Below are 21772 nucleotides of genomic sequence, written 5' to 3' on the forward strand. Positions count from 1 at the left end.
ACGTGGCGGAAGCACAACGTAGCCCCTGGGTCCGACAACGCGCCCGGGTTATGGAAAGACGTACGGCGACCGGCCGGGGTTCCCTGAGGTCGGCCGGGGGACGCCGTACCACCCGGACCGGGCCCTCGACCCGGCTCCGCGGCAGCTCAGTACAGGTCCCGGTACGCGGGGAACGCCCCGCCGGGCCCGTCCGTGCCGGTGGCCTTCAGCATCGCCCGGACCACGGCCGCGGTCACCGCGTCCGCGCCGGCCGCCAGCAGCGCGTTGAACCCCTCCAGGTCGCCCGGGTCCCGGTCGCCCGCCGACAGCGCGAAGACGGTGTCCCCGTCGTTCATCAGGTGCACCGGACGCACGGCGCGCGCCAGCCCGTCGTGCGCCGTCCCCGCCAGCTTGCGCGCCTGCGCCTTCGTCAGCCGGGCGTCCGTGGCCACCACCGCCAGCGTGGTGTTCAGCGGCGGCCGGACGGACCCGGCCGTCCGCTCCCGGGTCTGCCGCGCGGCCCGGGCCAGCCGCTCCCGGGCCGCCTCGTGCACCTCGGCCGCCGGGTAGGCGACCCGGCCCGCGTACATCCGCCCGTACAGCACCCCGGTCAGCGGATCCACCGCCGAACCCACCGCGTTGACCACCGTCAGCGCCCCCACGGTCACCCCGGACGGCAGCCGGACGCTGGCCGACCCCACCCCGCCGCGCAGCCCCCCGCACACCGCGCCGGTACCCGCGCCCACCGAGCCCTGCACCACCGGCCCGCCCGGCTCCGAGGCCGCCGCCGCGACCACCGCGGCCCGCCCCAGCGCCGCGTCCGGCCGGGCCCGCCAGTCGCCGCCGCGCCCGAGGTCGAAGAGGGCCGCGGCCGGCACCACCGGCACCACCTGGCCCGGCTCCCGGCCCACCGGCACGCCCCGGCCCCGCTCCTCCAGCCAGCCGACCACCCCGGAGGCCGCGTCCAGCCCGAAGGCGCTGCCACCGGTCAGCACCACCGCGTCGATCCGCTGGACCAGGTTCAGCGGGTCCAGGGCGTCCGTCTCCCGGGTGCCCGGCCCGCCGCCGCGCACGTCCACCGCGGCCACCGCGCCGCCCTCGGCCGCCAGCACCACCGTCGTGCCCGTCAGCGCCCCGTCCCCGGCCAGCTCCGCATGGCCGACCCGCAGCCCGGCCACATCCGTCAGTGCGTCTACGCGGTCCATGCGTCATCCGTACCAGTTCTCGTCAACTTCCGTACCGACAGGCCTGATTCGCTCAGTTCTGTACCGCAATGCTGGACTATGGGGCACATGTCAACGAACGTAACGGGCGAGGCGATCCCCCGCCAGCAGGGGCCCTCCCGCGGCCCGCGGGACGCCGAACGGCCCGCCACCGAGCGGGGGTTGGCCTGGCTCCTGGTGGTCACCGGCGCGGCCGGCCTGCTGGCCTCCTGGGTGATCACCCTCGACAAGTTCCTCCTGTTGGAGGACCCCGGCTTCAAGCCGGCCTGCAGTCTCAACCCCGTGGTCTCCTGCGGCAGCGTCATGCAGAGCGACCAGGCCGCCGTCTTCGGCTTCCCCAACCCGATGCTGGGGCTGGCCGCCTACGCGGTCGTCGTCTGCGTCGGCGTCGGCCTGCTCGCCGGCGCCCGGTACCGCGGCTGGTTCTGGCTCGGCCTGAGCGCCGGCCAGCTCTTCGGGGTGTCCTTCTGCGCCTGGCTGATGGCCCAGTCGCTGTACCGCATCAACGCCCTGTGCCTGTGGTGCTGCCTGGCCTGGACGGCCACCGTCCTGATGTTCTGGTTCACCCTCGCGCGCAACGTCCGCACCGGGCTGCTGCCCGCCCCGGCCTGGCTGCGCGGCTTCCTCGGGGAGTTCCCGTGGGTGCTGCCGGTCCTGCACCTGGGCACCATCGGGATGCTGGTCCTCACCCGCTGGTGGGACTTCTGGACGAGCTGACCGGGCGGTGAACGCCGGAACCCCCGGCGGCTGGCGGCCGCCGGGGGTTCCGTCACATCGCTCCACGGGCGTCAGGCGCCCGGACGGGGAGGGCGAGCGGAGATCAGCTGCCCACCGCGCCGTTGCCCGACAGGACCGGGATGTTGTCCAGGATGTGCGAGAGCGGCTCGTCGCCCTTGGCCTGGGTGGAGTTCTCGGTGCACTGCTGGGTCTGGGGCGCGGACAGGATCGGGATGTCCTGGACGCCGACGTTGACCAGCGCGACCAGCGACTGGGCGTTGACCTTGGCCGGGATGCCGATGCAGGGCTTGTTCAGGGTGCCCTGGACGAGGCCGAGCTGCGGGCTCATGTCGCCCATCGTCTTCTGGTTGCCGTAGACCTGCTGGGCGCCGTTGCCGTTCACGGTGTTGATGCCGTTGTCGTTGCCGATGGCAAGGGCCGGGGCGGCCATGGCGGCGCCCGCTCCGACGACGGCCGCGGTGGCGGCGGCAGTGGCCATAATCTTCTTGAGCATGGGATTGGTCCTTTTGTCGCACGAGTGCCCGCTAATGGAGCGCCCTGATCAACTGCCCGGCTCCGGGGTTGGTTCTGCTGCTTCACTCAAACGGCCCGCGCGCATTGCGGTCCGTAGACGCGGATCCCACGGTGAGTAAGGGGGATTGTCCCGGTCCCGCAGCCCACCGAAGGAACACCCATGCATCGCAAGAAGGCGCCCCGCGTCCTCGTCCCGTCCGCGCTGTGCGCCGCCCTCCTGTTCGGAGCGGCCGGTCCCGCGGCCGCCGCCGCGGGCGACGACACCGACGGCCTCGGCGCCCGCATCAGCGCCGCCCGCACCGCCCAGGAGACCGCCCGCGAGCGGGTCGCCGACGCCCGTGAGCGGGTGGCCGCGGCCCGGGCCCGGGCCGCGGCGGCCGGCCGTACCGGCTCCGCCGCGAAGGCGCCCGGCACCTCGGCCACCGCTCCCGGCCGGGCCCCCGCCGCGGCCGTCCAGGCCGGTCCGGTCGACGACCTGCTCGCCACCCTCCAGAAGACCATCAACGACCTGCTGGCCCAGCTCAGCGGCGCGTTGGGCGGCATCAAGATCCCGCCGATCGAACTCCCCAAGCTGCCCATCGAACTGCCGCAGCTGCCGATCGAGCCGCCCAAGCTGCCGGAGCTCCCCAAGCTGCCGGAGATCCCGCCGCTCCCGGTCGAGGTGCCCAAGGCGCCCGAACTCCCCGTCGACGTCCCCCAGGTGCCGGCCGCCCCGGCGGACACCCCGGACGTCCCCGACCTGCCCTAGCCCCCGACCGGCAGGCCGGGTGGTTACGACTATTGGGCTGAACAGGGCCTGTTTGAGTACGGGCCGTGTCGTCAGGGCAGGTGAGCCGTTTCGCTCGGTGTGAGCCCCGGATCGGGGCAGATCATCGAACAGAAGGTGCACTTCCCATGAACTCTGCCAAGAAGGCCGCCCTGGTCCTGGCCACCGCCGGTCTCGCCGCTGGTGCTGCCGCTGGTGCTGCCGTCGCCGACTCCGCGGCCGAGGGTGCTGCCGTCGGTTCCCCCGGCGTCCTGTCGGGCAACCTGGTCCAGGTCCCGGTCCACGTCCCGGTCAACGTCTGCGGCAACACCGTGAACGTGATCGCCGGTCTGAACCCCTCCTTCGGCAACACCTGCGTCAACGACTGATCCAGGTCGTCGCGGCTTCCTGTGGCGCCCGGGCCCCCGCCCGGGCGCCACAGGCGTGTCCGGACCCGGATCGTCTGCCCGGCGTACGAACTCCCCGGCGGCGTACGAGTTCCCCGGCGTACGCGTGCCCCGGTGGGCACGCACCACCGCCCGCCGCGCCGGGGTGACGGCGGGGCGGGCGGTGGAGGCGGTGCGGGCGGACGCCTCAGTGGGCGTTGACGTTCAGGCCGCCGAGCATCGGGGCGAGCTGGGGGGTGGTGTGGCCGGCGGCGGTGACGGTCTCCAGGACCTTGCCCGGGGCGTTGTTGCGGAGGCTGTTGACGCCCTCGGCGCCCTGCACGACGGTGTTCACCGCGGAGCCCTGCTCCTCGAGGGCGTTCTCGAGGTGCAGCGGGAGGTTCTCCGACAGGGGCGCGGTCGCGGCCACCGCGTCCATCGCGCCGCCGTTCAGGCTCATGGGGGACAGCGCCTCGCCGGCGAAGGCCGGGGAGGCCACACCGAGCGCGGCCACGGAACCGGCGACGACCGCGGCGACCTTCGAGAGCTTCATTTCTGATCCCTTTCTCCAGCGGCGACCGTCGCGCCACTCGCGCCCTGCACAACGATTCCTTTCGGCAAGGGAAACTCCGCATCGTCCGCTTTCTTGCGCGGTCGTTCGGACAAGCGATCGGCCGGAGAATCCCGAGGGATTTCCGGCCGATATTTTTTCACTCTTTCCGATGACTCAGGCGGTGCGTCCCCGGCGGTACAGGACCGCCCCGCCGAGCAGCAGGCCCGCGCTGAGCGCGGCGGCCGGCAGCATGCCGGGACCCGCTCCGGTGGCCGCCAGCACCGGCATGGCCCGGGCGGGCGCCGGCAGCGGGGCGGGTGCCTCGTGGTGCGGTACCGGGGCCGGCTGCGGAGCCGGTGCGGCGGCCGTCGGCGGGCTCACCGGTGCCGGCGCGGGCGGGGTGAGGTCCACCGGGCGGTCGTCCGCCGGGTTCACCGGCGGCTGGTCGACCGCGGGGGCGACCGGAGCGGCCGGAGCCGGTGCCGGTGCGGCGGGGACGGCCGGTGCGGGCGCCGGGGCCGGGACGACCGGGGCCGCGTCCTCATCGTGGCCGCGCCGCGGTCGCGGCTCGGGGACCTCGTGGGGGGCGGGCGCCGGGGCCGGGAGGGTGTGGGCCTCCTCGACCGGCGGCTGGGCCTCGGGCGCGGGCGCCGGCGCGGGCTTCACCTCGGGCGCGGGCGCCGGCGGCGGGGTCGCGTGGTGGACCGGCGGCTGCGGCGCTGGCTTGGCCTCGTGGTGCGGCTGCGGCGCCGGGTGCGGGTGGGGCTGGGGCGCCGGCTTGGTCTCGTGGTGCGGCTGCGGCGCCGGGTGGGGCTGCGGGTGCGCCGCCGGGTGGTGGGGCGCGGGGTGGTGCGGGGCCGGCTGGTGGGCCGCCGGGTGGTGCGGGGCCGGGTGGTGCGGCGCCGGGTGGGCCTGGGGACGCGGCTTCGGGTGCGGCGCGGGCTGCGGCGGCACGTGGTGGGCCGGCCGGGGCGGCGGGGGACCCTGCTCGTCGCAGTCCTCGTCGTCCTGGCGCCCGTACCCGCGGTCGTCCTCGGCCCGGTGGCGGCCGTAGCCGCGGTCGTCCTCGTCGCGGTGCTGACCGTAGCCCCGGTCCTCCTGGCCCCGGTGCCGGCCGCGGCCGCGGTCCTCCTCGTACCCGCCGGGCGGGCGCAGGTAGCGCTCGTAGTCGCGGGCCTCCGGCGCCAGGTGGCGCTCGTAGTCGTACCCGTCGCCGTAGCCGCCGTCGCGGTAGTAGTGGTGGTGCACCTCGTGGGTGCTGCCGGCCTCGCAGTGGTTGCCCATCGAGGGGTTGAGCGCGGCGCCGGCGTCGACCGAGTTGCCGCACACGTTCGGGGACACCGTGACCGGTACCGAGACGCTGTTGCCGGACAGCACGCCCGGCGAGTGCGAGACCTCGGAGGTGGCGCCGTGGGCGTACGCGGCCCCGGTGCCGAAGGAGAGCAGACTGGAGGCCGCCGCCGCGGTGAGCACGCCCTTGCTCAGTACTTGTCGGCTCAGTACCTGTCGCATGGGTCCTTCCCTGTCTCCGGCGCTGCGGCCGGTGCGGTAATTCAAGGTGGCCTCGGAGTGCACCGCCGTGCACTCCGAGGCCACCCCGAGGAGGTTTGCCCTAGCGGGCGAGGACGCGGGAGCGTCGTCAGTCGTTGACGCAGGTGTTGCCGAAGGACGGGTTCAGCAGGCCGACCAGCTGCGCGGTGTTGCCGCAGACGTTGACCGGGACGTGGACCGGGACCTGGACGAGGTTGCCCGAGAGGACGCCGGGGGAGCCGACGGCCTTGCCCTCGGCCGCGGAGTCGGCCATGGCGGGGGCGGCGGCACCGGCGACCATCAGCGCACCGGCGACGACGGTGAGAGCCTTCGTGTACTTCATTTTCATTCCTTCCCGCAGAGGTGTTTTGCCGCATACACGACTCTCGCGTTGCGCACCCCAGTTTCCTGTCCGTGCAACACCGCTGCGAGTTGATTAACGAGGGGTTCCGGAAAAGGAAACCGCGCTATCGGGTCGGACTCCGGGGATTTCACTCCAATGCCCGCAAGGCCCGTGTGCGGCAATTAGTCCGGCATTTGTCCGGACTATTCAAGAAGCGTTTTTGCGCCGGAAGACGACGAGGCCGCCGCGCCCCGGAGGGTGCGGCGGCCTCGTGGCGCGGGGCGGTCCGAACTAGCTCTTGACCGCGCCGTTGCCCGACAGGACCGGGATGTTGTCCAGGATGTGCGAGAGCGGCTCGTCGCCCTTGGCCTGGGTGGAGTTCTCGGTGCACTGCTGGGTCTGCGGGGCGGACAGGACCGGGATGTCCTGGACGCCGACGTTGACCAGGGCCAGCACGGACTGCACGTTGCCCTTGACCGGCAGGGCGACACAGGGCTTGTTGAGCGAGCCCTGGATCAGCGCCATCTGCGGGCTCATGTTCCCGTAGGTGGACTGGTTGCCGTAGATCTGGGAGGCGCCGTTGCCGTTGACGGTGTTGACGCCACCGTCGTTGCCGATCGCCATCGCCTGCGGGGCCATGGCCGCCCCGACGCCCACGACCGAAGCCGCGACCGCTGCCGTGGCCATCATCTTCTTGATCACTGTCGTCCCTTTTCTGAGGATTGCCCGGTACAGGAGCAACCGGATCAACTGCCCGGCCCGGGTTTGGGTTGCGACCCTTCACCCGAATGGCGGCACGAGCAGGGAGCCCGAGGCCCTGGCCTGCGCCTGCGGCCAGGGCGGCCGGCTACTTGTTGACGCAGGTGTTGCCGAAGGCCGGGTTCAGCAGCGCGATGACGTTCACGGTGTTGCCGCAGACGTTCACCGGGACGTGGACCGGGACCTGGACGAGGTTGCCCGAGAGGACGCCGGGGGACTCCGCCGCGTAGCCGGCCGCGAAGGCGCCGTTGCCGTCCGCGCCACCGCCGTGGGCGGCGGCCAGGCCCGCGCCGCCCATGACGATCGCGGCGCCCGCGACGGCGAGGGTCGAGGTGCGGATCAGCGTCTTCTTCATCTCGGATTTCCTTTCGGTTCGAACAATGGTGCACCCGCATAACGACGTCCCCGTCCCGAGGTTGCGCACGATCGCCCAAAAGGCCGTACGAGCGAGTCCGGCGTGATTTCCCTCCTGATTTCTGACAAAGTGCACTCCTGTTTTGACGCCTTGATCGAAAATGGAGACCGGGTCATGTCGGAGGCTTCGAAGTCGACCGGGCGCACGACCTTCCGCACCCTGGCACTGGTCGCCGGCCTGGGCTTTTCCCTGGCCCTTCCGGCGGCCGGCGCCGTCTCCGCACCGGCCGAAATGCCCGAGATCCCTTTCACCCAGCGTTACGCGGCGGTCCAGCACGGCGGCTTCGTACGGGCGTCCAACTCCGGCATCAGTTGCGACCGCCGGGAGGACCCGGACGCCGAGCCCTGCGGGGCGGTCCGGCAGGGGGCCGCGGGCGTCAACTCCGAGTTCTACATGTTCTACAGCGACCTGGACCGGGACCCGAACACCTACAACTCCACCCGCGCCGAGCTGCTGGTGCCGGCCGGCGCCCGGATCACCTACGCCCGGCTCTACTGGGGCGGCAACCTGCGGGTGGGCGAGCAGAAGCCGCCGGAGGACAACGGCCGGGTGCTGATCGCCGAGCCGGGCGGCGCGTACAAGGAAGTGCTGGCGGACACCAGGGTCGGCCACCGGACCGCGGACGGCAGCGACGCCTACCAGGCCTCGGCCGATGTCACCCCGCTGGTACGGCGGTTCGGCGCCGGACTGTGGACGGTCGCCCAGGTCAACATCGCCCGGGGCCACTCGGACGTGGGCGCCTGGGGCGGCTGGACGCTGGTGGCGGCGTACGAGAAGCCGGACGAGCCGCTGCGCCGGCTGTCGCTCTGGGACGGCTTCACCGCGCTGCGCGGGGCCGGCGGCCCGGAGCCGGAGGACGGTCCGGACAGCGGCCGGACGGTCGAGCTGACCGGGCTCAACGTCCCTCCGGGGGCGCCCGGCCGGGTCGGGGTGGTCGGCTACGACGGGGACCGGGGGGTCCTCGGGGACTCACTCACCGTGACGGCCGACAGTGGTCGGCGGTTGTCCGTGAGTGATGCGGAAAACCCTTTCAATGATGTGATGAATTCTACGATCACAGAATTCGGTCGTACTACTTTCAGGCGACAGCCCGAACACATGAACAATCTCGGATATGACGCGGACGTGTTCGATCTGAGTCCCGCACTGTCCGACGGCGCCCACAACCTGAAATTCAGGTTCGAGGCGGAAAACCAGGGTCATTTCCTCGGCGTGCTCTTCGTACAGGCAGACGCGCGCCGCTGAGTCGTACGGAGATCGCGCCTCGTGCAGTCAGACACGCCGACCGCCGGCCGCCGGCTGACGGTCCTCCACCTCGTCCAGCCCGTGGAGGGCGGAGTGGCCCGGGTCGTCACCGACCTGGTCCGCGCCCAGACCCGGGAGGGCCTGCGGGCCCTGGTCGCCTGCCCGCCCGGCGGGGTCCTCGCCGACGCCGCCCGGGAGGCCGGCGCCGAGGTCCTGACCTGGCGCGCCACCCGCGCCCCCGGCCCCACCCTGGCCGCCGAGACCCTTGCCGCCGCCCGGCTGCTGTCCCGGGTACGCCCCGACGTGCTGCACGCGCACAGCGCCAAGGCCGGACTGGCCGGGCGGATCGCCGCCCGGGGCACCCCGCCCACCGTCTTCCAGCCGCACGCCTGGTCCTTCGACGCCGTCGGCGGCACCACCGCGGCCCTGGCCCTGCGCTGGGAGCGGCTGGGCGCCCGCTGGGCCGACCGGGTGCTCTGCGTCAGCGAGGCCGAGCGCCGGGAGGGCGAGGCGGCCGGCATCGCCGGCCGCTGGGCGGTGGTCCGCAACGGCGTGGACCTCGACCACTTCCGCCCCGGCGACGGGGACGAGCGGGCCGTCGCCCGGGCCGGCCTGCCGCTGCTCTCCACCTCCGCGCCCCAGGGCCCCCTCGTGGTCTGCGTCGGCCGGCTCTGCCAGCAGAAGGGCCAGGACCTGCTGCTGCGCGCCTGGCCGGAGGTGAACGCCACCGCCCCCACCGCCCGGCTGGTGCTCGTCGGCGACGGCCCCGACGGGCCCCGGCTGCGCCATGCGGCCCCGCCCGGCGTGCTCTTCGCGGGAGCCGCCGCGGACATCAGGCCGTGGCTTCGGGCCGCCGATCTCGTTGTACTGCCGTCGCGCTGGGAAGGGATGGCGCTCGCTCCGCTCGAAGCCATGGCCTGTGGCCGCCCGGTCGTGGTGTCCGACGTCAGCGGGGCGCGCGAGAGCCTGCCGCCCGGCCAGGCGCCCCTGTGCCTCGTACCGCCGGAGGACCCGACGGCGCTGGCCAAGGCGCTCGGCCGGCTGCTGTCCGGCCCGGAGCGGCTCGACGCCCTGGGGCGCCAGGCCCAGGAGCACGCCCGTGCCGAGTTCGACGTGCGCCGGACCACGGCCGCGGTCACCGGCCTGTACCACGAACTGCTGGGCCTGCCCCGGCCCTTGAACCAGGAGCGCAACAGCCGATGACCATGGACAGCGCACACGCGCCACAGGCCGGCCGGAACGGGACCGGCGGCACGGCCGTCCGCCGTTCGGTGACCTCGATCCACCCGCCGCGCGGCCCCCGGGCCGACCAGGCCCGCCCCGCGGTCCGCCCGCAGCGGGCCCGCCGGCACGCCGGGGTGCTCCCGCTGCTGACCGTGGACGCGCTGGCCGCGCTGGCCACCACCGCGGCCGTGCCGGGGCTGGACTGGCCGCGGGAGGCGGCCGGGCCGATCGCGGTGGCGCTGGCCGCGCTGCACGCCCAGGCGGGTCTCTACCGGCCCCGCCTGGCGCCCGCCGCGCTCCTCGAACTCCCCACGCTGCTGGGCCGGTCGGCGGCGCTCTGGTGCGCGGCGGCCGCCGTGGTCGCCGCCCTCGACCCGGCCCGGGCGCTGGGCTGGGCCGCGCTGGCCCTGGCGGTGGCCCTCCAGACCGTGCTGGCCTGCGCCGGGCGCGGCTGCGTGAACCTGCTGCGGCGCCGGTCCGCGGTCCGCAACCCCGGCTCCGCGCTGGTCGTCGGCCCGGCCGCCGGGGCCCGGCAGGTGGCCGACGCCCTGCTCGCCCGGCGCGAGTACGGACTGCGGCCGGTGGGCCTGGCCGACCCGGCGCTCGACGCCGACGGCGCCGCCGCGCTGCCGCTGCCGGTGCTCACCACCCACGAGGACGTGCGGCGCGCGGTCATCCAGAACTCCGTCCGGCACGCGGTGCTCACCCGGCCCCCGGAGGCCGACGAGCGGACCGCCGCACTGGTCCGGCTCTGCCACGACCACGGCTGCCGGCTCTGGCTCGCCGACCCGGCCGGCACCGCCAAGGTCACCGGCATGCGGCTGGCCCAGCCCTTCGACCACCTGTGGGGCCACGCCGTGCAGCCGCTGCTGCCGCGGCCGGCCCGGCCGGCCGAGCGGGCCGTCAAGCGGCTGATGGACGGCTCGCTGGCCGCCCTCGCCCTGGTCGTCGCCGCGCCCGTGATGGGCCTGTGCGCGCTGGCGGTCCGGCTCTCCGACGGCCCCGGGGTGATCTTCCGGCAGGAGCGCGTCGGCCTCTACGGCCGCCCCTTCACGCTGCTGAAGTTCCGCACCCTGCGGGCCGACGAGCACGAGTCCGCCACCCGCTGGACCGTCGCCGGCGACCACCGCATGAGCCGGGTCGGCAGCCTGCTGCGCAAGTCCTCCCTCGACGAGCTGCCGCAGCTGTGGAACGTGGTCCGGGGTGACATGAGCCTGGTCGGCCCGCGGCCCGAACGCCCCTTCTTCGTCGCCAAGTTCAGCAGCCTGCACCCGGGCTACGAGGCCCGGCACCGGATGCCGGTGGGGATCACCGGACTGGCCCAGATCAACGGCCTGCGCGGGGACACCTCCATCGAGGACCGGGCCCGCTTCGACAACCACTACATCGACACCTGGTCGCTCTGGCAGGACCTGTGGATCCTGGCCCGCACCGCGGCCTCCTTCTTCCGCTTCCGCCTGGGGGGCAGCTGACCATGAGCAGCGCCGCGCCGACCCTGACCCGCCCGCCGTACCCCGCCGGGTACCCCGCCGAGCCGGTGGCGCTGCTGCGCCGGCACTGGCCGCTGCTGCCGCTGGCCGCGACCGTCCTGCTGCTCCTGGTCCCGGTGCCGGCCGGTGACGCCACCGCCTCCGGCAAGGTCACCCCGGCCGACGCGGCCTCGCTGCTGCTGGTGTTCGCCTGCGCGGTGCAGGCGCTGCGCGGCCGGGTCCGCCCGCTGTCGCCGCTCGGGGCGCTGGTGCTGGGCCTGCCCGCGGTCGGGCTGGCGGTGTCCACCGTCACCGCCGGGGACCCGTACGCGGCGCTGCCCGGCTTCGTGCGCTACCTCCAGGTCTTCCTGCTGGTGCCCGCCGCGGTGGTGCTCCTGGTGCGCGACGCGCGGGAGTTCCGGCTGGCGGCCGGCTGCTTCGTGGTGCTCGCCCTGGTGCAGGGCGCCGTCGGCGTGGTCCAGTACGCCACCCACACGGGTGCCTCGTACCAGGGCGCGGACGTCCGGGCGGTCGGCACCTTCGGGCCCGGCGACGTGATGGGCATGGCCACCGTCGTCGCGTACGGGCTGGTCATCGCGGCGGCCCTGGCGCTGGCCCCGACCGGGCCCGGCCCGCGCACCCGGACCCTGGCCACGGCCGGCGCGGCGGCGCTGGTGGTGCCGCTGGTGCTGTCCTTCAGCCGGGGCGCCTGGATCGCCACCGCCGGGGCCTCGCTGCTGGTCATGCTGCTGTCCGGGGTGCGCCGGGCGGTGCGCACGCTGGCCGCGCTGGTGGCCGCCGGGGTGGTGCTGGTGGGCGGCTTCGGGGTCGGCTCCGAGATGGTCACCGAACGCCTGGCCAGCATCACCCAGGTCAGCTCGGCCCCCGACCAGTCCGTGACGGACCGGTACACGATGTGGGCCGCGGCCGAGTCGATGTGGCGGGAGCACCCGGCCGCCGGGGTGGGCCTCAAGGGCTTCCCGGCCAACCGCGACGGCCACTCCTCGCTGGGCCTCTCCTCGGGCAGCGACACCGCGGGCGCCGGCCAGGCCTTCCTGCGCCAGCCGCTGCTCTCCCCGCACAACATGTACCTGCTGGTCCTCAGCGAGCAGGGGCTGACCGGGCTGCTCGCGCTGGCCGGCGGCTGGGCGGCGCTGCTGGTCGCCGGGATCCGCCGGGCGCTGCGGCCGGACCCGGAGGCCCGCGGGATGCGGGACTGCGGGCTGGTGGCGGTGGGGCTGTTGGTGTGGCAGCTGACGGACTTCCTGTACGCGGACATCGGCGGGCCGTCCACGGTCCTGACGGGTGTGATCATCGGGATGGCCGCGTGGTGGGCCCTCGGGCCGGTGGCCCCGGCCCCCGCTCCCGTGGCGGGCCCCGGCCCGGTCCCGCGCGAGGCCCGCGAAGGTGCGGCGGTCGCGTGACGGAGACGACGCCCGCGGCGCCGTTGCCGGGGGCTCGGCCCCCGGGCCCCGCCGCCGCGAACGCGGCCGGGGCCGGAGGCACCGGGCCGGCGGGCACGGGGGAGGACGGCGAAGGGGCGCCGCGGCTGGGGAAGTTCCTCGCCAAGGCGGCGGCCGTGACGGCGGGGCTGACCGTGGCGGGGGCCGTCTTCGGGCTGGTCCGCGACCAGACCATCGCGCACCTCTTCGGCGCCGGGCACGACAGCGACGCCTTCCTGATCGCCTGGACCGTCCCGGAGATGGCCTCCACCCTGCTCATCGAGGACGCCATGGCGCTCCTCATGGTGCCCGCCTTCAGCCATGCCCTGGCCCGCCGGGCCGCCTCCCGGGCCGGGCTGACCCGCCGCGAGGCCCGCGCCCAGGACCCGGTGCGGCTGCTGGTCGGGGCCACCCTGCCGCGGCTGCTCGTGGTGCTGGCGGTGGTCGCCACGCTGCTGGTGATCGCCGCCCCCCTGGTGGTCGGGGTGCTCGCGCCGGGTCTGCCCGACCCGGAGGAGGCCGTCCAGTGCACCCGGCTGACCGCGCTGACCGTCCTCACCTTCGGCGTCGCCGGCTACTTCAGCGCCGCGCTGCGCGCCCACCGCTCCTTCCTGCCCCCGGCCGCGATCTACGTCGCGTACAACACCGGCATCATCGCCACGATGCTCGCCCTGCACGCGGCGTGGGGCGTCCGGGCGGCGGCGGCCGGGGTGGCGGTCGGCGGCGTGCTGATGGCCCTGGTCCAACTCCCCGCCTTCCTGCGGCACGTGGGACTGGGCTCCCGCGGCCGGGTCCCCCGGGTGCCCCGCGCGGCCCGGCCGGCGCGGGACCGGGACCGGCCCACCCTGCTGGCCGTCGGCACCCTCGCCCCGGTGATCGTCTTCGCGGTCTCCCGGCAGTCGCAGGTCCTGGTCGAGCGCTTCCTCGCCGCCGCCCTGCCGCCCGGGGCCATCTCGCACCTCAACTACGCCCAGAAGGTGGCGCAGATGCCGATGGTGCTCTCCCTGATGATCTGCACGGTCACCTTCCCCGTCGTCGCCCAGGCCATGGCCGGCGGCGAGCGCGAGAAGGCCCGCCGCCGGGTGGAGCAGGACCTGGCGCTGGCCTCGCTGGCCGTGCTGGTGGGCACCGCGCTGGTGATCGGGTACGCCCCCCAGATCATCGAAGTCCTCTTCGAGCGGGGCGCCTTCACCCACGCCGACACCCTGGCCACCGCCTCCGTGATGCGCGTCTACGCGCTCGGGCTGCTCGGCCACTGCCTGGTGGGCGCGCTGTCCCGGCCCTTCTTCTCCACCGCGAAACCCATGTGGTTCCCGGCCGCCGCGATGGCGGCCGGACTGCTGGTGAACATCGTGGCGGGGGCCTTCGCCGTGGGCTGGTGGGGCACCTACGGCATCGCCGCCGCCAACGCGGCCGGCATCACCACCACCGCGGCGCTCCTCCTGTACGGCATCGGCTCCCGGGTCATCGCCATCCAGGTCCGCCGGGTGGCCGTCAGCCTGGCCCGGCTCGGCCTGGCCGCCGCGGCCGCCTGCGGGACCGGCTGGCTGGCCGGCCCGATGATCCCCGACCCGCTGCTCAGCGCGGCCCTCGGCTGCTTCCTCGTCCCGGCCATGTTCGGGGCCGCCGGCATGGCCATGCAGGCCCTCGATGACACCTCCCTGCCCGCCACGATCACCCAGAGGTTCCGTCATGTCCGCTGACACGGCGACGCCCAGCGCCGCGCGGCCCGTGCCGCCCGCCCGCTCGAAGCCCGCCCGCGCCCCCAGGACCCCCTGGGTGCTCATGTACCACTCCGTCGCCGAGTTCACCGACCCGGCCGAGGACCCGTACGGCATCACCGTCACCCCGCAGGCCCTGGAGGCCCAGCTGCTGTGGCTGCGCGCCCAGGGCCTGCGCGGGGTCTCGGTGGCCGAGCTGCGGGCCGCCCGCGCGGCCGGCCGGGGCGCCGGGCTGGTCGGCCTGACCTTCGACGACGGCTACGCCGACTTCACCGCCCACGCCCTGCCGCTGCTGCGCCGCTACGAGTGCACCGCCACGGTGTACGTGCTGCCCGGCCGGCTGGGCACCGACAACGTCTGGGACCCGCTGGGCCCCCGCAAGCCACTGCTGACCGCGGCCGGGATCCGGCAGGTCGCCGCCGCCGGCATGGAGGTCGGCTCGCACGGCCTGCTCCACCAGGACCTCACCGCGGTCCCCGACGACGTCCTCGAGCAGGAGCTAGCCGGCAGCCGGGAGGCCGTCCGCGAGCTCACCGGCACCACGCCCGAAGGCTTCTGCTACCCGTACGGCACCGTCGACCGGAAGGTGTCCGAGGCGGCCCGGGCGGCCGGCTACGCCTACGCGGTGGCCATCGACCCGGGCCGGCTCACCGGCCCGTACGCGATGCCCCGTACCCACGTCAGCCAGGCCGACGGCCCGCTGCGGCTGCGCGTCAAGCGGCTGCGGCACCTCGCCGCGCACCTGCGGGGGGCCGCCGGGTGAAGGCCCTGCACATCATCACCGGACTGGGCGTGGGCGGCGCCGAACAGCAACTGCGGCTGCTGCTGCGGCACCTGCCCATGGAGTGCGAGGTGCTGACGCTCACCAACCCGGGCCCGGTGGCCGAGGGGCTGCGCGCCGACGGCGTCCGGGTGGAACACCTCGGCATGACCGGCAACCGGGACCTGCGGGCGCTGCCCCGGCTGGTCCGCTTCATCCGGCAGGGCCGCTACGACCTGGTGCACACCCACCTCTACCGGGCCTGCGTCTACGGGCGGCTGGCCGCCCGGCTGGCCGGCGTCGGCGCGACGGTGGCCACCGAACACTCCCTGGGCGAGGCCGAGATCGAGGGCCGGCCGCTGAGCGGCGGGGTCCGCGCCCTCTACCTGGCCAGCGAGCGGCTGGGGTCGGCGACCGTGGCGGTCTCCGACACCGTCGCCGACCGGCTGCGCGGCTGGGGGGTGCCGCCGGCCCGGATCCACGTCGTGCCCAACGGCATCGAGGCGGTCCGCTTCCGCTTCGACCCGCGGGTGCGCGCGGCCACCCGGGCGCGCACCGGGCTGCCCGCGGACGCGTTCGTGGTCGGCGGGGTCGGCCGGCTGGTGCCCGGCAAGCGCTTCGACGTCCTGGTCCGGTCCGTCGCCGCGCTGCCCGGGGCGCACCTGGTCCTGGCCGGGGAGGGCCCCGAGCGGGCCGCGCTGCGCCGGCTCGCCGCCGAGCTGGGCGCCGAGGAGCGCATCCACCTGCTGGGCGAGCGGGACCCGCTCGGCGACGGCCCGGACGGCCGCACCCCCGGGATCCCGGCGCTGCTGGCCGCCATGGACGTCTTCGTCTCGCCCTCCCGCGAGGAGGCCTTCGGGCTGGCGGTGGTGGAGGCGCTGGCCGCCGGGCTGCCGGTACTGCACGTCACCTGCCCCGCCATCGACGACCTGCCGGCCGAACAGGCCCCCGGCGCCCGCCGGATCGGCCCGGGCGCCGAGGAGCTGACCGCCGCGCTGGCCGGCCGGCGGACGGCCGGCGCGGACCGGCTGCCGCCGCCCCCGGTGGTCCGCCGCTACGACATCGCGCACAGCGCGGAACGCCTCCTCGACGTCTACGCCCGGGCCCTGTCCCCGGTCCGCGTCCCGGCCCCGGCCGGCGCGCCCCGGGCGCCCTCCGGGGGGCCGCCCGCGCCGCGCTGAGGCGCCCGCGCCCCGAACCGTCCGCAGTCCCCGCACTTCCCCCGCACCACCCCCGACTCCGAGGAAGGCAGCCGAAGATGGCCGAGCCGCACGCCCCCAAGAACGTCAAGAACGCGCCCCGGCCGGACGGCCCCGCCGAGCGCCGGCCGCACAGAGGGCGCCGCCGCCTGCTGCCGCCGCCCGCGTGGTGGCCGCTGCCCGCCGCCGCCCTCCTCGGGCTGGCGGCCGGGGCCGCGTACGGGGTCCTCAAGGCCCCCGAGTACGCCGCCACCAGCTATGTCGTGGCCGTCCCGGACGAGAAGACCGAGCCGGCCACCGCCCTCGGCTTCGCCCAGGCCTACGGCCGGATCGCCACCAGCAGCTCCACCCTCGCGTACGCGCAGCCGCGCGCCGGGGTGCCGGCGGCGACGCTGCGCACCCGGGTCCGTACCGAGACCTCGCCCGACTCGCCGATGATCGCGGTCACCGGCACCTCCGGCAGCCCCGCGGAGGCGGCCGACATCGCCAACGCGGTCGCCGACGCCCTGACGCTGAGCAGCAACCAGGCCGCCAAGAACACCGGCGTCCAGCTGCTGCTGTTCAACCAGGCGGTGGCGCCGACCGAGGCCGCCTCCCCGTCCGCGCCGGTCAGCGGCGCCGTCGGGCTCTGCGCGGGCGGCCTGGTCGGCGGGCTGGTGCTGCTGGCCCGGCCCGGGGGCCGCCGCCGCACCGGCCCGGCCGCGCTCGCCGCCGAGCCGGCCGCCGTGCCGCTGACCGCGGTGACCTCCGTGCCGGGACCGGCCCACGCAGGCGCCGCCGACGCCGCCGCGGCCGCCGCCGTGAAGGAGAAGGAGCCGGTGCGATGACGGGCGGCTCCACGGGGGCCCAGGCCGGCCCCGGGCCCCGGGAGCTGTCGGTGACCCTCTGCCGCGACCCCCGCCAGTTCGCCGCGCTCGAGGAGCAGTGGGGCCGGCTGGTGCGCGCCTGCCCGGCCGCGACGCCGTTCCAGAGCCACGCGTGGCTGCACTCGTGGTGGCTCTCGTACGGCCGGGAGGGCCGGCTGCGGGTGGTGCTGGTGCGCCGGGCGGGGGAGCTGGTCGGCGCGGCCCCGCTGACGCTGGTGCACCGGCCGTTCCCGCTGCTGGTGCCGCTGGGCGGCGGCATCACCGACTACTGCGACGTCCTGGTGGACGCGGCGCACGCGGCGGCCGTGCTGCCCGCGCTGGCCCGGGGGCTGCACCGGGCCGCCCGGGGCGCGGTGGTGGACCTGCGCGAGGTGCGGCCGGGCGGGGCGGCCGAGGAACTGGTCCGGCACTGGCCGGGGGTGCACGGCGAGCTGTCCGACTCGGCCTGTGCCGAGTTCCCCGTGCTGTCCTTCGACGACCTGGTCAAGCGGATGCCCGCGGCCGGCGCCCAGCGCACCCGGGCCAAGGCCCGCAAGATCGACGCGCTGGGCATCGAGGAGCACCAGGTCTCCGAGCACGAGGTGCCGGACAGCGTGCGCACCCTGCTGCGGCTCCACGAGGCGCAGTGGCGCGGCCGGGGGGTCACCCCCGAGCACGTCCGGCCCCGGTTCGCCGAGCACCTGACCCGGGCCACCCGGCGGATGGTGCGCAGCGGGGACGCCCGGCTGACCGAGTTCCGGCTGGAGGGCCGGGTGGTGGCGGCCAGCGTGACGCTGCTGTCGGCCGGGCTGAGCGGCGGCTACCTCTACGGCGCCGACCCGGAGCTGCGGGCGAAGAAGGTGGACGTGGTCACCATGCTGCTGCGGCACGAGGCCCGGCACGCCCATGAGCGCGGCCGGGGCGTGCTGAGCCTGCTGCGGGGCAGCGAACCGTACAAGAACCACTGGCGGCCGACCACGGTCGTCAACCGCCGCTTCCTGCTGGCCCGGTCCTCGCACCTGCCGCTGCTGCGGATGTACGAGTCCCAGGTGGCGGGCCGCGAGCGGGCGGTGAGCGCGCTGCGCGAGGCGCTGCCGGCCGCCCGGGACTGGCGCTCGCGGCTCAACGAGTGGCGCGTGGAAGGCGCCCGGCGGTGAGGCTCGCGCACTCGCCCGCCGGGCGCCCGGGTCCGGCCGGGCCGGTGGCCCTAGAAGGGCCACCAGCTGTCGTCGGCCTTGCCGGTGTCCTTGCCCTTGTCCCAGTCCGTGCCGTCGTTCCAGTCCCAGGTCCAGCAGACCTTCCGCTGGCCGACGAAGCTGTTGAGCCAGTCGCCGAAGTCCATCGGCAGGCACCACTCGCGCTGGTTGACGGGCGGCTTCGGCTTCGGCGGCTTCGGGGTGACCGGCGGCTTCGTCGGGACCGGGGGCTTGGTCGGGGCGGGCGGCTTGGTCGGGACCGGGGGCTTGGTGGGCACCGGCGGCAGGCTGACCTCCGGCGAGGGCTCGACGACCGGCGGGGTGGGCTCGGGCCCGACCGGGGTCGGGTCGACGACCGGGGGAGTGACGACCGGCGGTGTGACCACGGGCGGTGTGACCACGGGCGGGGTGACGACCGGGGGCGTGACCACCGGGGGCGTCACGACCGGCGGGGTGACCACCGGCGGGGTGATGACCGGCGGGGTCGGGACGGGTGGTGTCGGGATCGGCGGCGTGGGGACGGGGGGCGTCGGGACGGGGGGCGTCGGGATCGGCGGGATGCTCGGCTCCGGCTTGGGGCCGGGCTTCTTCGACAGCATCTGCCGGAAGACCTTGGAGGAGCGCGGGTTCTGGTTGCACTGCCACACGCCGTGCGGACAGTAGTCCGTGATGGTGTGGTAGAGCGGTTTCTGCTCGTCGATCCACTCCAGCATCCGGCGCATGTACTCCGGGTTGTCCCCGTGCCGGAAGAGCCCCCACTCGGGGTACGAGATCCGCTTGCCGTGCGCCTTGGCGAAGTCCACGTGCTGCTGGAGCCCGTACGGCTGGCTGACCTGCTCGTCGAAGGTGTTCCCGGGCCCCTGGTCGTAGGAGTCCATGCCCACGATGTCGACCACGTCGTCACCGGGGTAGCAGCGGGTCCAGCCGATGGCGTCGGTGCCGCGGTTGGGCGCGAAGTCGAAGCGGAACTCCTGCCCGGGCACCGAGCGCATCGCCGTGACGATCCGCTTCCAGTACGCCTTCCAGTTCTCCGGGTCGGGGCCGCAGCGGTGGGTGTAGGTGATGCCGTTCATCTCCCAGCCGAGCACGATCACCGTGTCCGGCACGCCGAGGTCGACCAGCCGCCGGGCGAGCTTCTCGAAGTGCTCGTCGAAGCGTCCGTCGGCGCCGGCCTTGATCAGCCGGGCGACCTCGTAGTCCGGTACCTGGCCCTCGTTGTTCTCCTGCATCGGGACGTTGAGGACGAAGAGCCGGTCGTCCTTGGCCTTGCGCCACTTCGCCCAGCTGCGCAGGAAGTCCGGCGCGCCCTCGATGTTCGACCAGGCGTCGCCCGGCAAATAGGTGTGTCCGACCCGCAGTTCGGTGCCGCCCAGCCAGCCGGACAACTGCTCGATCCGCTGGACGCCGGGCGACCCGTAGTGCAGGTAGGCGCCGACGGCGGTGGCGGACTTCCCTCCAGAGTCGTCCTCGGGTGCGGCGATGGCGGCACCGGTGGCGAGCAGGCCGGCCGTGACCGTGCCGATGCAGGTGCTCGCCAGCCTGCGGCGTGGATTGGACATGGCGTCTCCCGAGCTTCCTGAATCGATGCGCTTAGCAAAGACGTTAGGCATCTCATGTGACTAATGGCCTGTCTGATGGCCCGTTGGTAGGCCATTCGCGACTGCCAACACCTCCCGCTTGGTCCGACTAGGTGAAAGACACCGTTCCCATGCACGCGTTCGCCACCGATGTGCCCGCACTTCTGCTCAGGCTCGACCGGAACCCCTTCCACCACGGCACCCTCGGCGCCGTCAGATCCCTGGGCCGGTGCGGCGTCGAGGTGCACGCCGTGGTCGAGGCCGACGGCGGTCCGGTCGCCCGTTCCCGCTACCTGAGCGCGGCCCACCGGGGCCCCGAGGGGGAACCCACCCCCGACGCGCTGCTCGACCGGCTGGCCGGGATCTCCGAACGGATCGGGCGCCCCGCGGTGCTGTTCGCCATGGACGACCTCAGCGCGATCACGGTCTCCCGGATCGCCCCGCTGCTGGCCGGCCGCTTCCTCGTCCCCGACCAGCCGGACGACCTGCCGGCCCGGGTCGCGGACAAGGCCGAGCTGGCCGCGCTCTGCGCCCGGCACGGCATCGGCCACCCCGAGACCGTGGTCCCCGCCAGTGCCGCCGAGGCCGCCGAGGCCGCCTGGCGGCTGGGGCTGCCGGTGGTCGCGAAGTGGAGCCGGCCCTGGCTGCTGCCCGGCGGCACCGGGCTGCGCAGCACCACCCTGATCAGCACCGCCGCCGCGGCCCGGCGGCTCTACGAACGGCACGAGGAGGCCGGCAGCCCGCTGCTGCTCCAGCGGTTCCTGCCCGGCGGCCCGGACACCGACTGGTTCTTCCACGGCTGCTTCACCGGGGACGGCCGGCCGCTGCTGGCCGGCTCCGGCCGCAAGGAGCTGTCCTGGCCGGTGCGCACCGGCCTGACCGCGGTCGGCCGCTGGCTGCCGGACCCGGCGGTGGAGGCGGCCGGGCTGCGGCTGGCCGAACGGCTGGGCTACCGGGGCATCCTCGACCTCGACTTCCGCCGCGACGAGCGGGGCGGGCTGCGGCTGCTCGACTTCAACCCGCGGCCCGGGGCGCAGTTCCGGCTCTTCACCGACGCGGCCGGGCTGGACGTCGTCCAGGCCCTGTACCGGGACCTGACGGGGCAGCGGGTACCCGCCAGGACCGGGGGTCCCGGCCGGGTCTTCGTGGCCGAGAACTACGCCCTGCTGGCCGCCCTCAAGGCTCCGCGCGCGGTGGCCCGGCGCGGCGCCGGCCCGGTGGAGGCGGCGTGGTTCTCGGCCGACGACCCGCGGCCCTTCCTGGGCATGGCCGCCGCCTTCCTCGGCCGCGGCGCGGACAAGGGCGTACGCCGCTTCCGGGGCGCCCTGCGCGGCGTCCCGCCCCAACGCCGCCGCACCCCCCGCGCCACCCCCCGCACCCCCGCCCAACGCCAGGACGGCACCCTCCCCGACCCCGTCGAACCAGACCGCACCCCGGCAGCCAGATGAGGGCTTACGGCTATGCGGGCGTCCCCTCACAGCCTCGCCGGCGTTTGAGGCGACCGTCGCGCAGCGGCGGTGCGGGTCCGGGCTCCGCCCGGCATATCCAGCCTCGCCGGCGTTTGAGGCGCGGGGTCCGGGGCGGAGCCCCGCCGTCCCCCTACCAGCCCCGCCGGCGTTTGAGGCGACCGCGATGGTCCGGCGCACCCAGCCGCGCGGCGTTTGAGCGCACCGGCGCGCAGCGGCGGTAGGAGGGCCTACCCAGCCTGCCCGGCATTTGAGGGCACCGTCGCGGCAGCGGCGGTACGGGGGCTCCGGGGGCGGAGCCCACCGGTTTCGGGAAGGGGCGGGGTGGGGTCTGGCTCCGCGCAGCGGCCGGGCCCGGGCCCGGACCCCGCGCCTCAAACGCCGGCGGGGCTGGGGTGTGCCCCGCGCGGGCGGAGGGTTTGGTATATCACACGTGTGAACTGC

Annotated in this window: 20 protein-coding genes and 1 pseudogene; 13 read left to right on the forward strand and 8 right to left on the reverse strand. The window is 75.1% G+C overall.

From position 1 onward, the window contains the following. Window positions 1–146: 146 nt before the first annotated feature. Window positions 147–1184 carry a P1 family peptidase gene (locus AB0O40_RS16795; RefSeq protein WP_365041345.1) on the reverse strand — a complete coding sequence of 346 codons (1038 nt, stop codon included), beginning with the start codon at window positions 1182–1184 and terminating at the stop codon, window positions 147–149. 87 nt (window positions 1185–1271) lie between these two features. On the opposite strand from AB0O40_RS16795, the gene AB0O40_RS16800 reads away from it, so the two are divergent. Continuing rightward, window positions 1272–1919: a vitamin K epoxide reductase family protein gene (locus AB0O40_RS16800; RefSeq protein ID WP_365041347.1), complete on the forward strand. Its 648-nt coding sequence runs from the start codon at window positions 1272–1274 to the stop codon at window positions 1917–1919. A 103-nt stretch (window positions 1920–2022) separates the two neighbouring features. Here AB0O40_RS16800 and AB0O40_RS16805 read toward each other — a convergent pair whose 3' ends face one another. Then, window positions 2023–2433: a rodlin gene (locus AB0O40_RS16805; RefSeq protein WP_365041350.1), complete on the reverse strand. Its 411-nt coding sequence runs from the start codon at window positions 2431–2433 to the stop codon at window positions 2023–2025. A 180-nt stretch (window positions 2434–2613) separates the two neighbouring features. Here AB0O40_RS16805 and AB0O40_RS16810 point away from each other — a divergent pair, with 180 nt between their 5' ends. Both AB0O40_RS16810 and AB0O40_RS16815 read left to right on the forward strand, forming a co-directional pair. Next, complete coding sequence (locus tag AB0O40_RS16810; protein WP_365041353.1) at window positions 2614–3201, forward strand: hypothetical protein; 588 nt, start codon at window positions 2614–2616, stop codon at window positions 3199–3201. Window positions 3202–3347: 146 nt separating this feature from the next. Beyond that, window positions 3348–3587, forward strand: coding sequence for a chaplin (locus tag AB0O40_RS16815; RefSeq protein WP_365041355.1), 240 nt, complete (start codon window positions 3348–3350; stop codon window positions 3585–3587). 205 nt (window positions 3588–3792) lie between these two features. Here the strand turns inward: AB0O40_RS16815 and AB0O40_RS16820 are convergent, their stop codons facing one another. The 5 genes from AB0O40_RS16820 to AB0O40_RS16840 form a co-directional block, all read right to left on the reverse strand. Next, a complete protein-coding gene (locus AB0O40_RS16820; RefSeq protein ID WP_365041358.1) occupies window positions 3793–4137 on the reverse strand; it encodes a hypothetical protein in 345 nt (114 codons plus the stop codon). A gap of 174 nt (window positions 4138–4311) precedes the next feature. After that, window positions 4312–5649 (reverse strand): chaplin, encoded by a 1338-nt coding sequence (locus tag AB0O40_RS16825; RefSeq protein WP_365041360.1) that lies wholly within the window; start codon window positions 5647–5649, stop codon window positions 4312–4314. A 127-nt stretch (window positions 5650–5776) separates the two neighbouring features. Continuing rightward, entirely contained in the window at window positions 5777–6010 is a 234-nt protein-coding gene (locus tag AB0O40_RS16830; protein ID WP_365041362.1) for a chaplin, read from the reverse strand. A 291-nt stretch (window positions 6011–6301) separates the two neighbouring features. Beyond that, window positions 6302–6712, reverse strand: a complete 411-nt coding sequence (locus AB0O40_RS16835; RefSeq protein WP_365041364.1) for a rodlin — start codon at window positions 6710–6712, stop codon at window positions 6302–6304. A gap of 145 nt (window positions 6713–6857) precedes the next feature. Next, a complete protein-coding gene (locus AB0O40_RS16840; protein ID WP_365041367.1) occupies window positions 6858–7124 on the reverse strand; it encodes a chaplin in 267 nt (88 codons plus the stop codon). 102 nt (window positions 7125–7226) lie between these two features. Here AB0O40_RS16840 and AB0O40_RS16845 point away from each other — a divergent pair, with 102 nt between their 5' ends. The 9 genes from AB0O40_RS16845 to AB0O40_RS16885 all read left to right on the forward strand — a co-directional run bounded on the left by AB0O40_RS16845 (window position 7227) and on the right by AB0O40_RS16885 (window position 18246). Then, window positions 7227–8429, forward strand: a complete 1203-nt coding sequence (locus AB0O40_RS16845; protein ID WP_365041370.1) for a DUF3344 domain-containing protein — start codon at window positions 7227–7229, stop codon at window positions 8427–8429. Between the two features lie 21 nt (window positions 8430–8450). Then, entirely contained in the window at window positions 8451–9632 is a 1182-nt protein-coding gene (locus AB0O40_RS16850) for a glycosyltransferase (protein WP_365041373.1), read from the forward strand. Further along, window positions 9629–11125 (forward strand): exopolysaccharide biosynthesis polyprenyl glycosylphosphotransferase, encoded by a 1497-nt coding sequence (locus tag AB0O40_RS16855; protein ID WP_365041376.1) that lies wholly within the window; start codon window positions 9629–9631, stop codon window positions 11123–11125. Before AB0O40_RS16850 ends, AB0O40_RS16855 begins: the two co-directional genes overlap by 4 nt. A 74-nt stretch (window positions 11126–11199) precedes the next feature. Continuing rightward, a complete protein-coding gene (locus AB0O40_RS16860) occupies window positions 11200–12546 on the forward strand; it encodes an O-antigen ligase family protein (RefSeq protein WP_365041404.1) in 1347 nt (448 codons plus the stop codon). Continuing rightward, window positions 12543–14267: a lipid II flippase MurJ gene (locus tag AB0O40_RS16865; RefSeq protein ID WP_365041379.1), complete on the forward strand. Its 1725-nt coding sequence runs from the start codon at window positions 12543–12545 to the stop codon at window positions 14265–14267. Before AB0O40_RS16860 ends, AB0O40_RS16865 begins: the two co-directional genes overlap by 4 nt. Beyond that, on the forward strand, window positions 14257–15048 hold the full coding sequence (locus tag AB0O40_RS16870; RefSeq protein WP_365041382.1) for a polysaccharide deacetylase family protein: 792 nt from the start codon (window positions 14257–14259) through the stop codon (window positions 15046–15048). The genes AB0O40_RS16865 and AB0O40_RS16870 overlap by 11 nt, the downstream gene beginning before the upstream one ends. Then, window positions 15045–16226 carry a glycosyltransferase gene (locus AB0O40_RS16875; protein ID WP_365041385.1) on the forward strand — a complete coding sequence of 394 codons (1182 nt, stop codon included), beginning with the start codon at window positions 15045–15047 and terminating at the stop codon, window positions 16224–16226. The genes AB0O40_RS16870 and AB0O40_RS16875 overlap by 4 nt, the downstream gene beginning before the upstream one ends. 77 nt (window positions 16227–16303) lie before the next feature. Continuing rightward, complete coding sequence (locus tag AB0O40_RS16880; protein WP_365041387.1) at window positions 16304–17071, forward strand: lipopolysaccharide biosynthesis protein; 768 nt, start codon at window positions 16304–16306, stop codon at window positions 17069–17071. Then, window positions 17068–18246, forward strand: a complete 1179-nt coding sequence (locus AB0O40_RS16885; protein WP_365041390.1) for a GNAT family N-acetyltransferase — start codon at window positions 17068–17070, stop codon at window positions 18244–18246. The genes AB0O40_RS16880 and AB0O40_RS16885 overlap by 4 nt, the downstream gene beginning before the upstream one ends. Before the next feature lie 629 nt (window positions 18247–18875). Here AB0O40_RS16885 and AB0O40_RS16890 read toward each other — a convergent pair. Then, window positions 18876–19844: pseudogene (locus tag AB0O40_RS16890) on the reverse strand (glycosyl hydrolase); the annotation flags it as partial. A 149-nt stretch (window positions 19845–19993) separates the two neighbouring features. On the opposite strand from AB0O40_RS16890, the gene AB0O40_RS16895 reads away from it, so the two are divergent. Continuing rightward, a complete protein-coding gene (locus AB0O40_RS16895; RefSeq protein WP_365041393.1) occupies window positions 19994–21310 on the forward strand; it encodes an ATP-grasp domain-containing protein in 1317 nt (438 codons plus the stop codon). Window positions 21311–21772: the final 462 nt, after the last annotated feature.

This window comes from Streptomyces sp. NPDC089919, from assembly GCF_040684615.1.
Classification (GTDB): Bacteria; Actinomycetota; Actinomycetes; order Streptomycetales; family Streptomycetaceae; genus Streptomyces.

Coding starts and splice junctions, on each gene's coding strand:
- AB0O40_RS16795 (WP_365041345.1), bottom strand. CDS start 1,184: ATGGACCGCGTAGACGCACTGACGGATGTGGCCGGGCTGCGGGTCGGC.
- AB0O40_RS16800 (WP_365041347.1), top strand. CDS start 1,272: ATGTCAACGAACGTAACGGGCGAGGCGATCCCCCGCCAGCAGGGGCCC.
- AB0O40_RS16805 (WP_365041350.1), bottom strand. CDS start 2,433: ATGCTCAAGAAGATTATGGCCACTGCCGCCGCCACCGCGGCCGTCGTC.
- AB0O40_RS16810 (WP_365041353.1), top strand. CDS start 2,614: ATGCATCGCAAGAAGGCGCCCCGCGTCCTCGTCCCGTCCGCGCTGTGC.
- AB0O40_RS16815 (WP_365041355.1), top strand. CDS start 3,348: ATGAACTCTGCCAAGAAGGCCGCCCTGGTCCTGGCCACCGCCGGTCTC.
- AB0O40_RS16820 (WP_365041358.1), bottom strand. CDS start 4,137: ATGAAGCTCTCGAAGGTCGCCGCGGTCGTCGCCGGTTCCGTGGCCGCG.
- AB0O40_RS16825 (WP_365041360.1), bottom strand. CDS start 5,649: ATGCGACAGGTACTGAGCCGACAAGTACTGAGCAAGGGCGTGCTCACC.
- AB0O40_RS16830 (WP_365041362.1), bottom strand. CDS start 6,010: ATGAAGTACACGAAGGCTCTCACCGTCGTCGCCGGTGCGCTGATGGTC.
- AB0O40_RS16840 (WP_365041367.1), bottom strand. CDS start 7,124: ATGAAGAAGACGCTGATCCGCACCTCGACCCTCGCCGTCGCGGGCGCC.
- AB0O40_RS16855 (WP_365041376.1), top strand. CDS start 9,629: ATGACCATGGACAGCGCACACGCGCCACAGGCCGGCCGGAACGGGACC.
- AB0O40_RS16870 (WP_365041382.1), top strand. CDS start 14,257: ATGTCCGCTGACACGGCGACGCCCAGCGCCGCGCGGCCCGTGCCGCCC.
- AB0O40_RS16880 (WP_365041387.1), top strand. CDS start 16,304: ATGGCCGAGCCGCACGCCCCCAAGAACGTCAAGAACGCGCCCCGGCCG.
- AB0O40_RS16885 (WP_365041390.1), top strand. CDS start 17,068: ATGACGGGCGGCTCCACGGGGGCCCAGGCCGGCCCCGGGCCCCGGGAG.
- AB0O40_RS16895 (WP_365041393.1), top strand. CDS start 19,994: ATGCACGCGTTCGCCACCGATGTGCCCGCACTTCTGCTCAGGCTCGAC.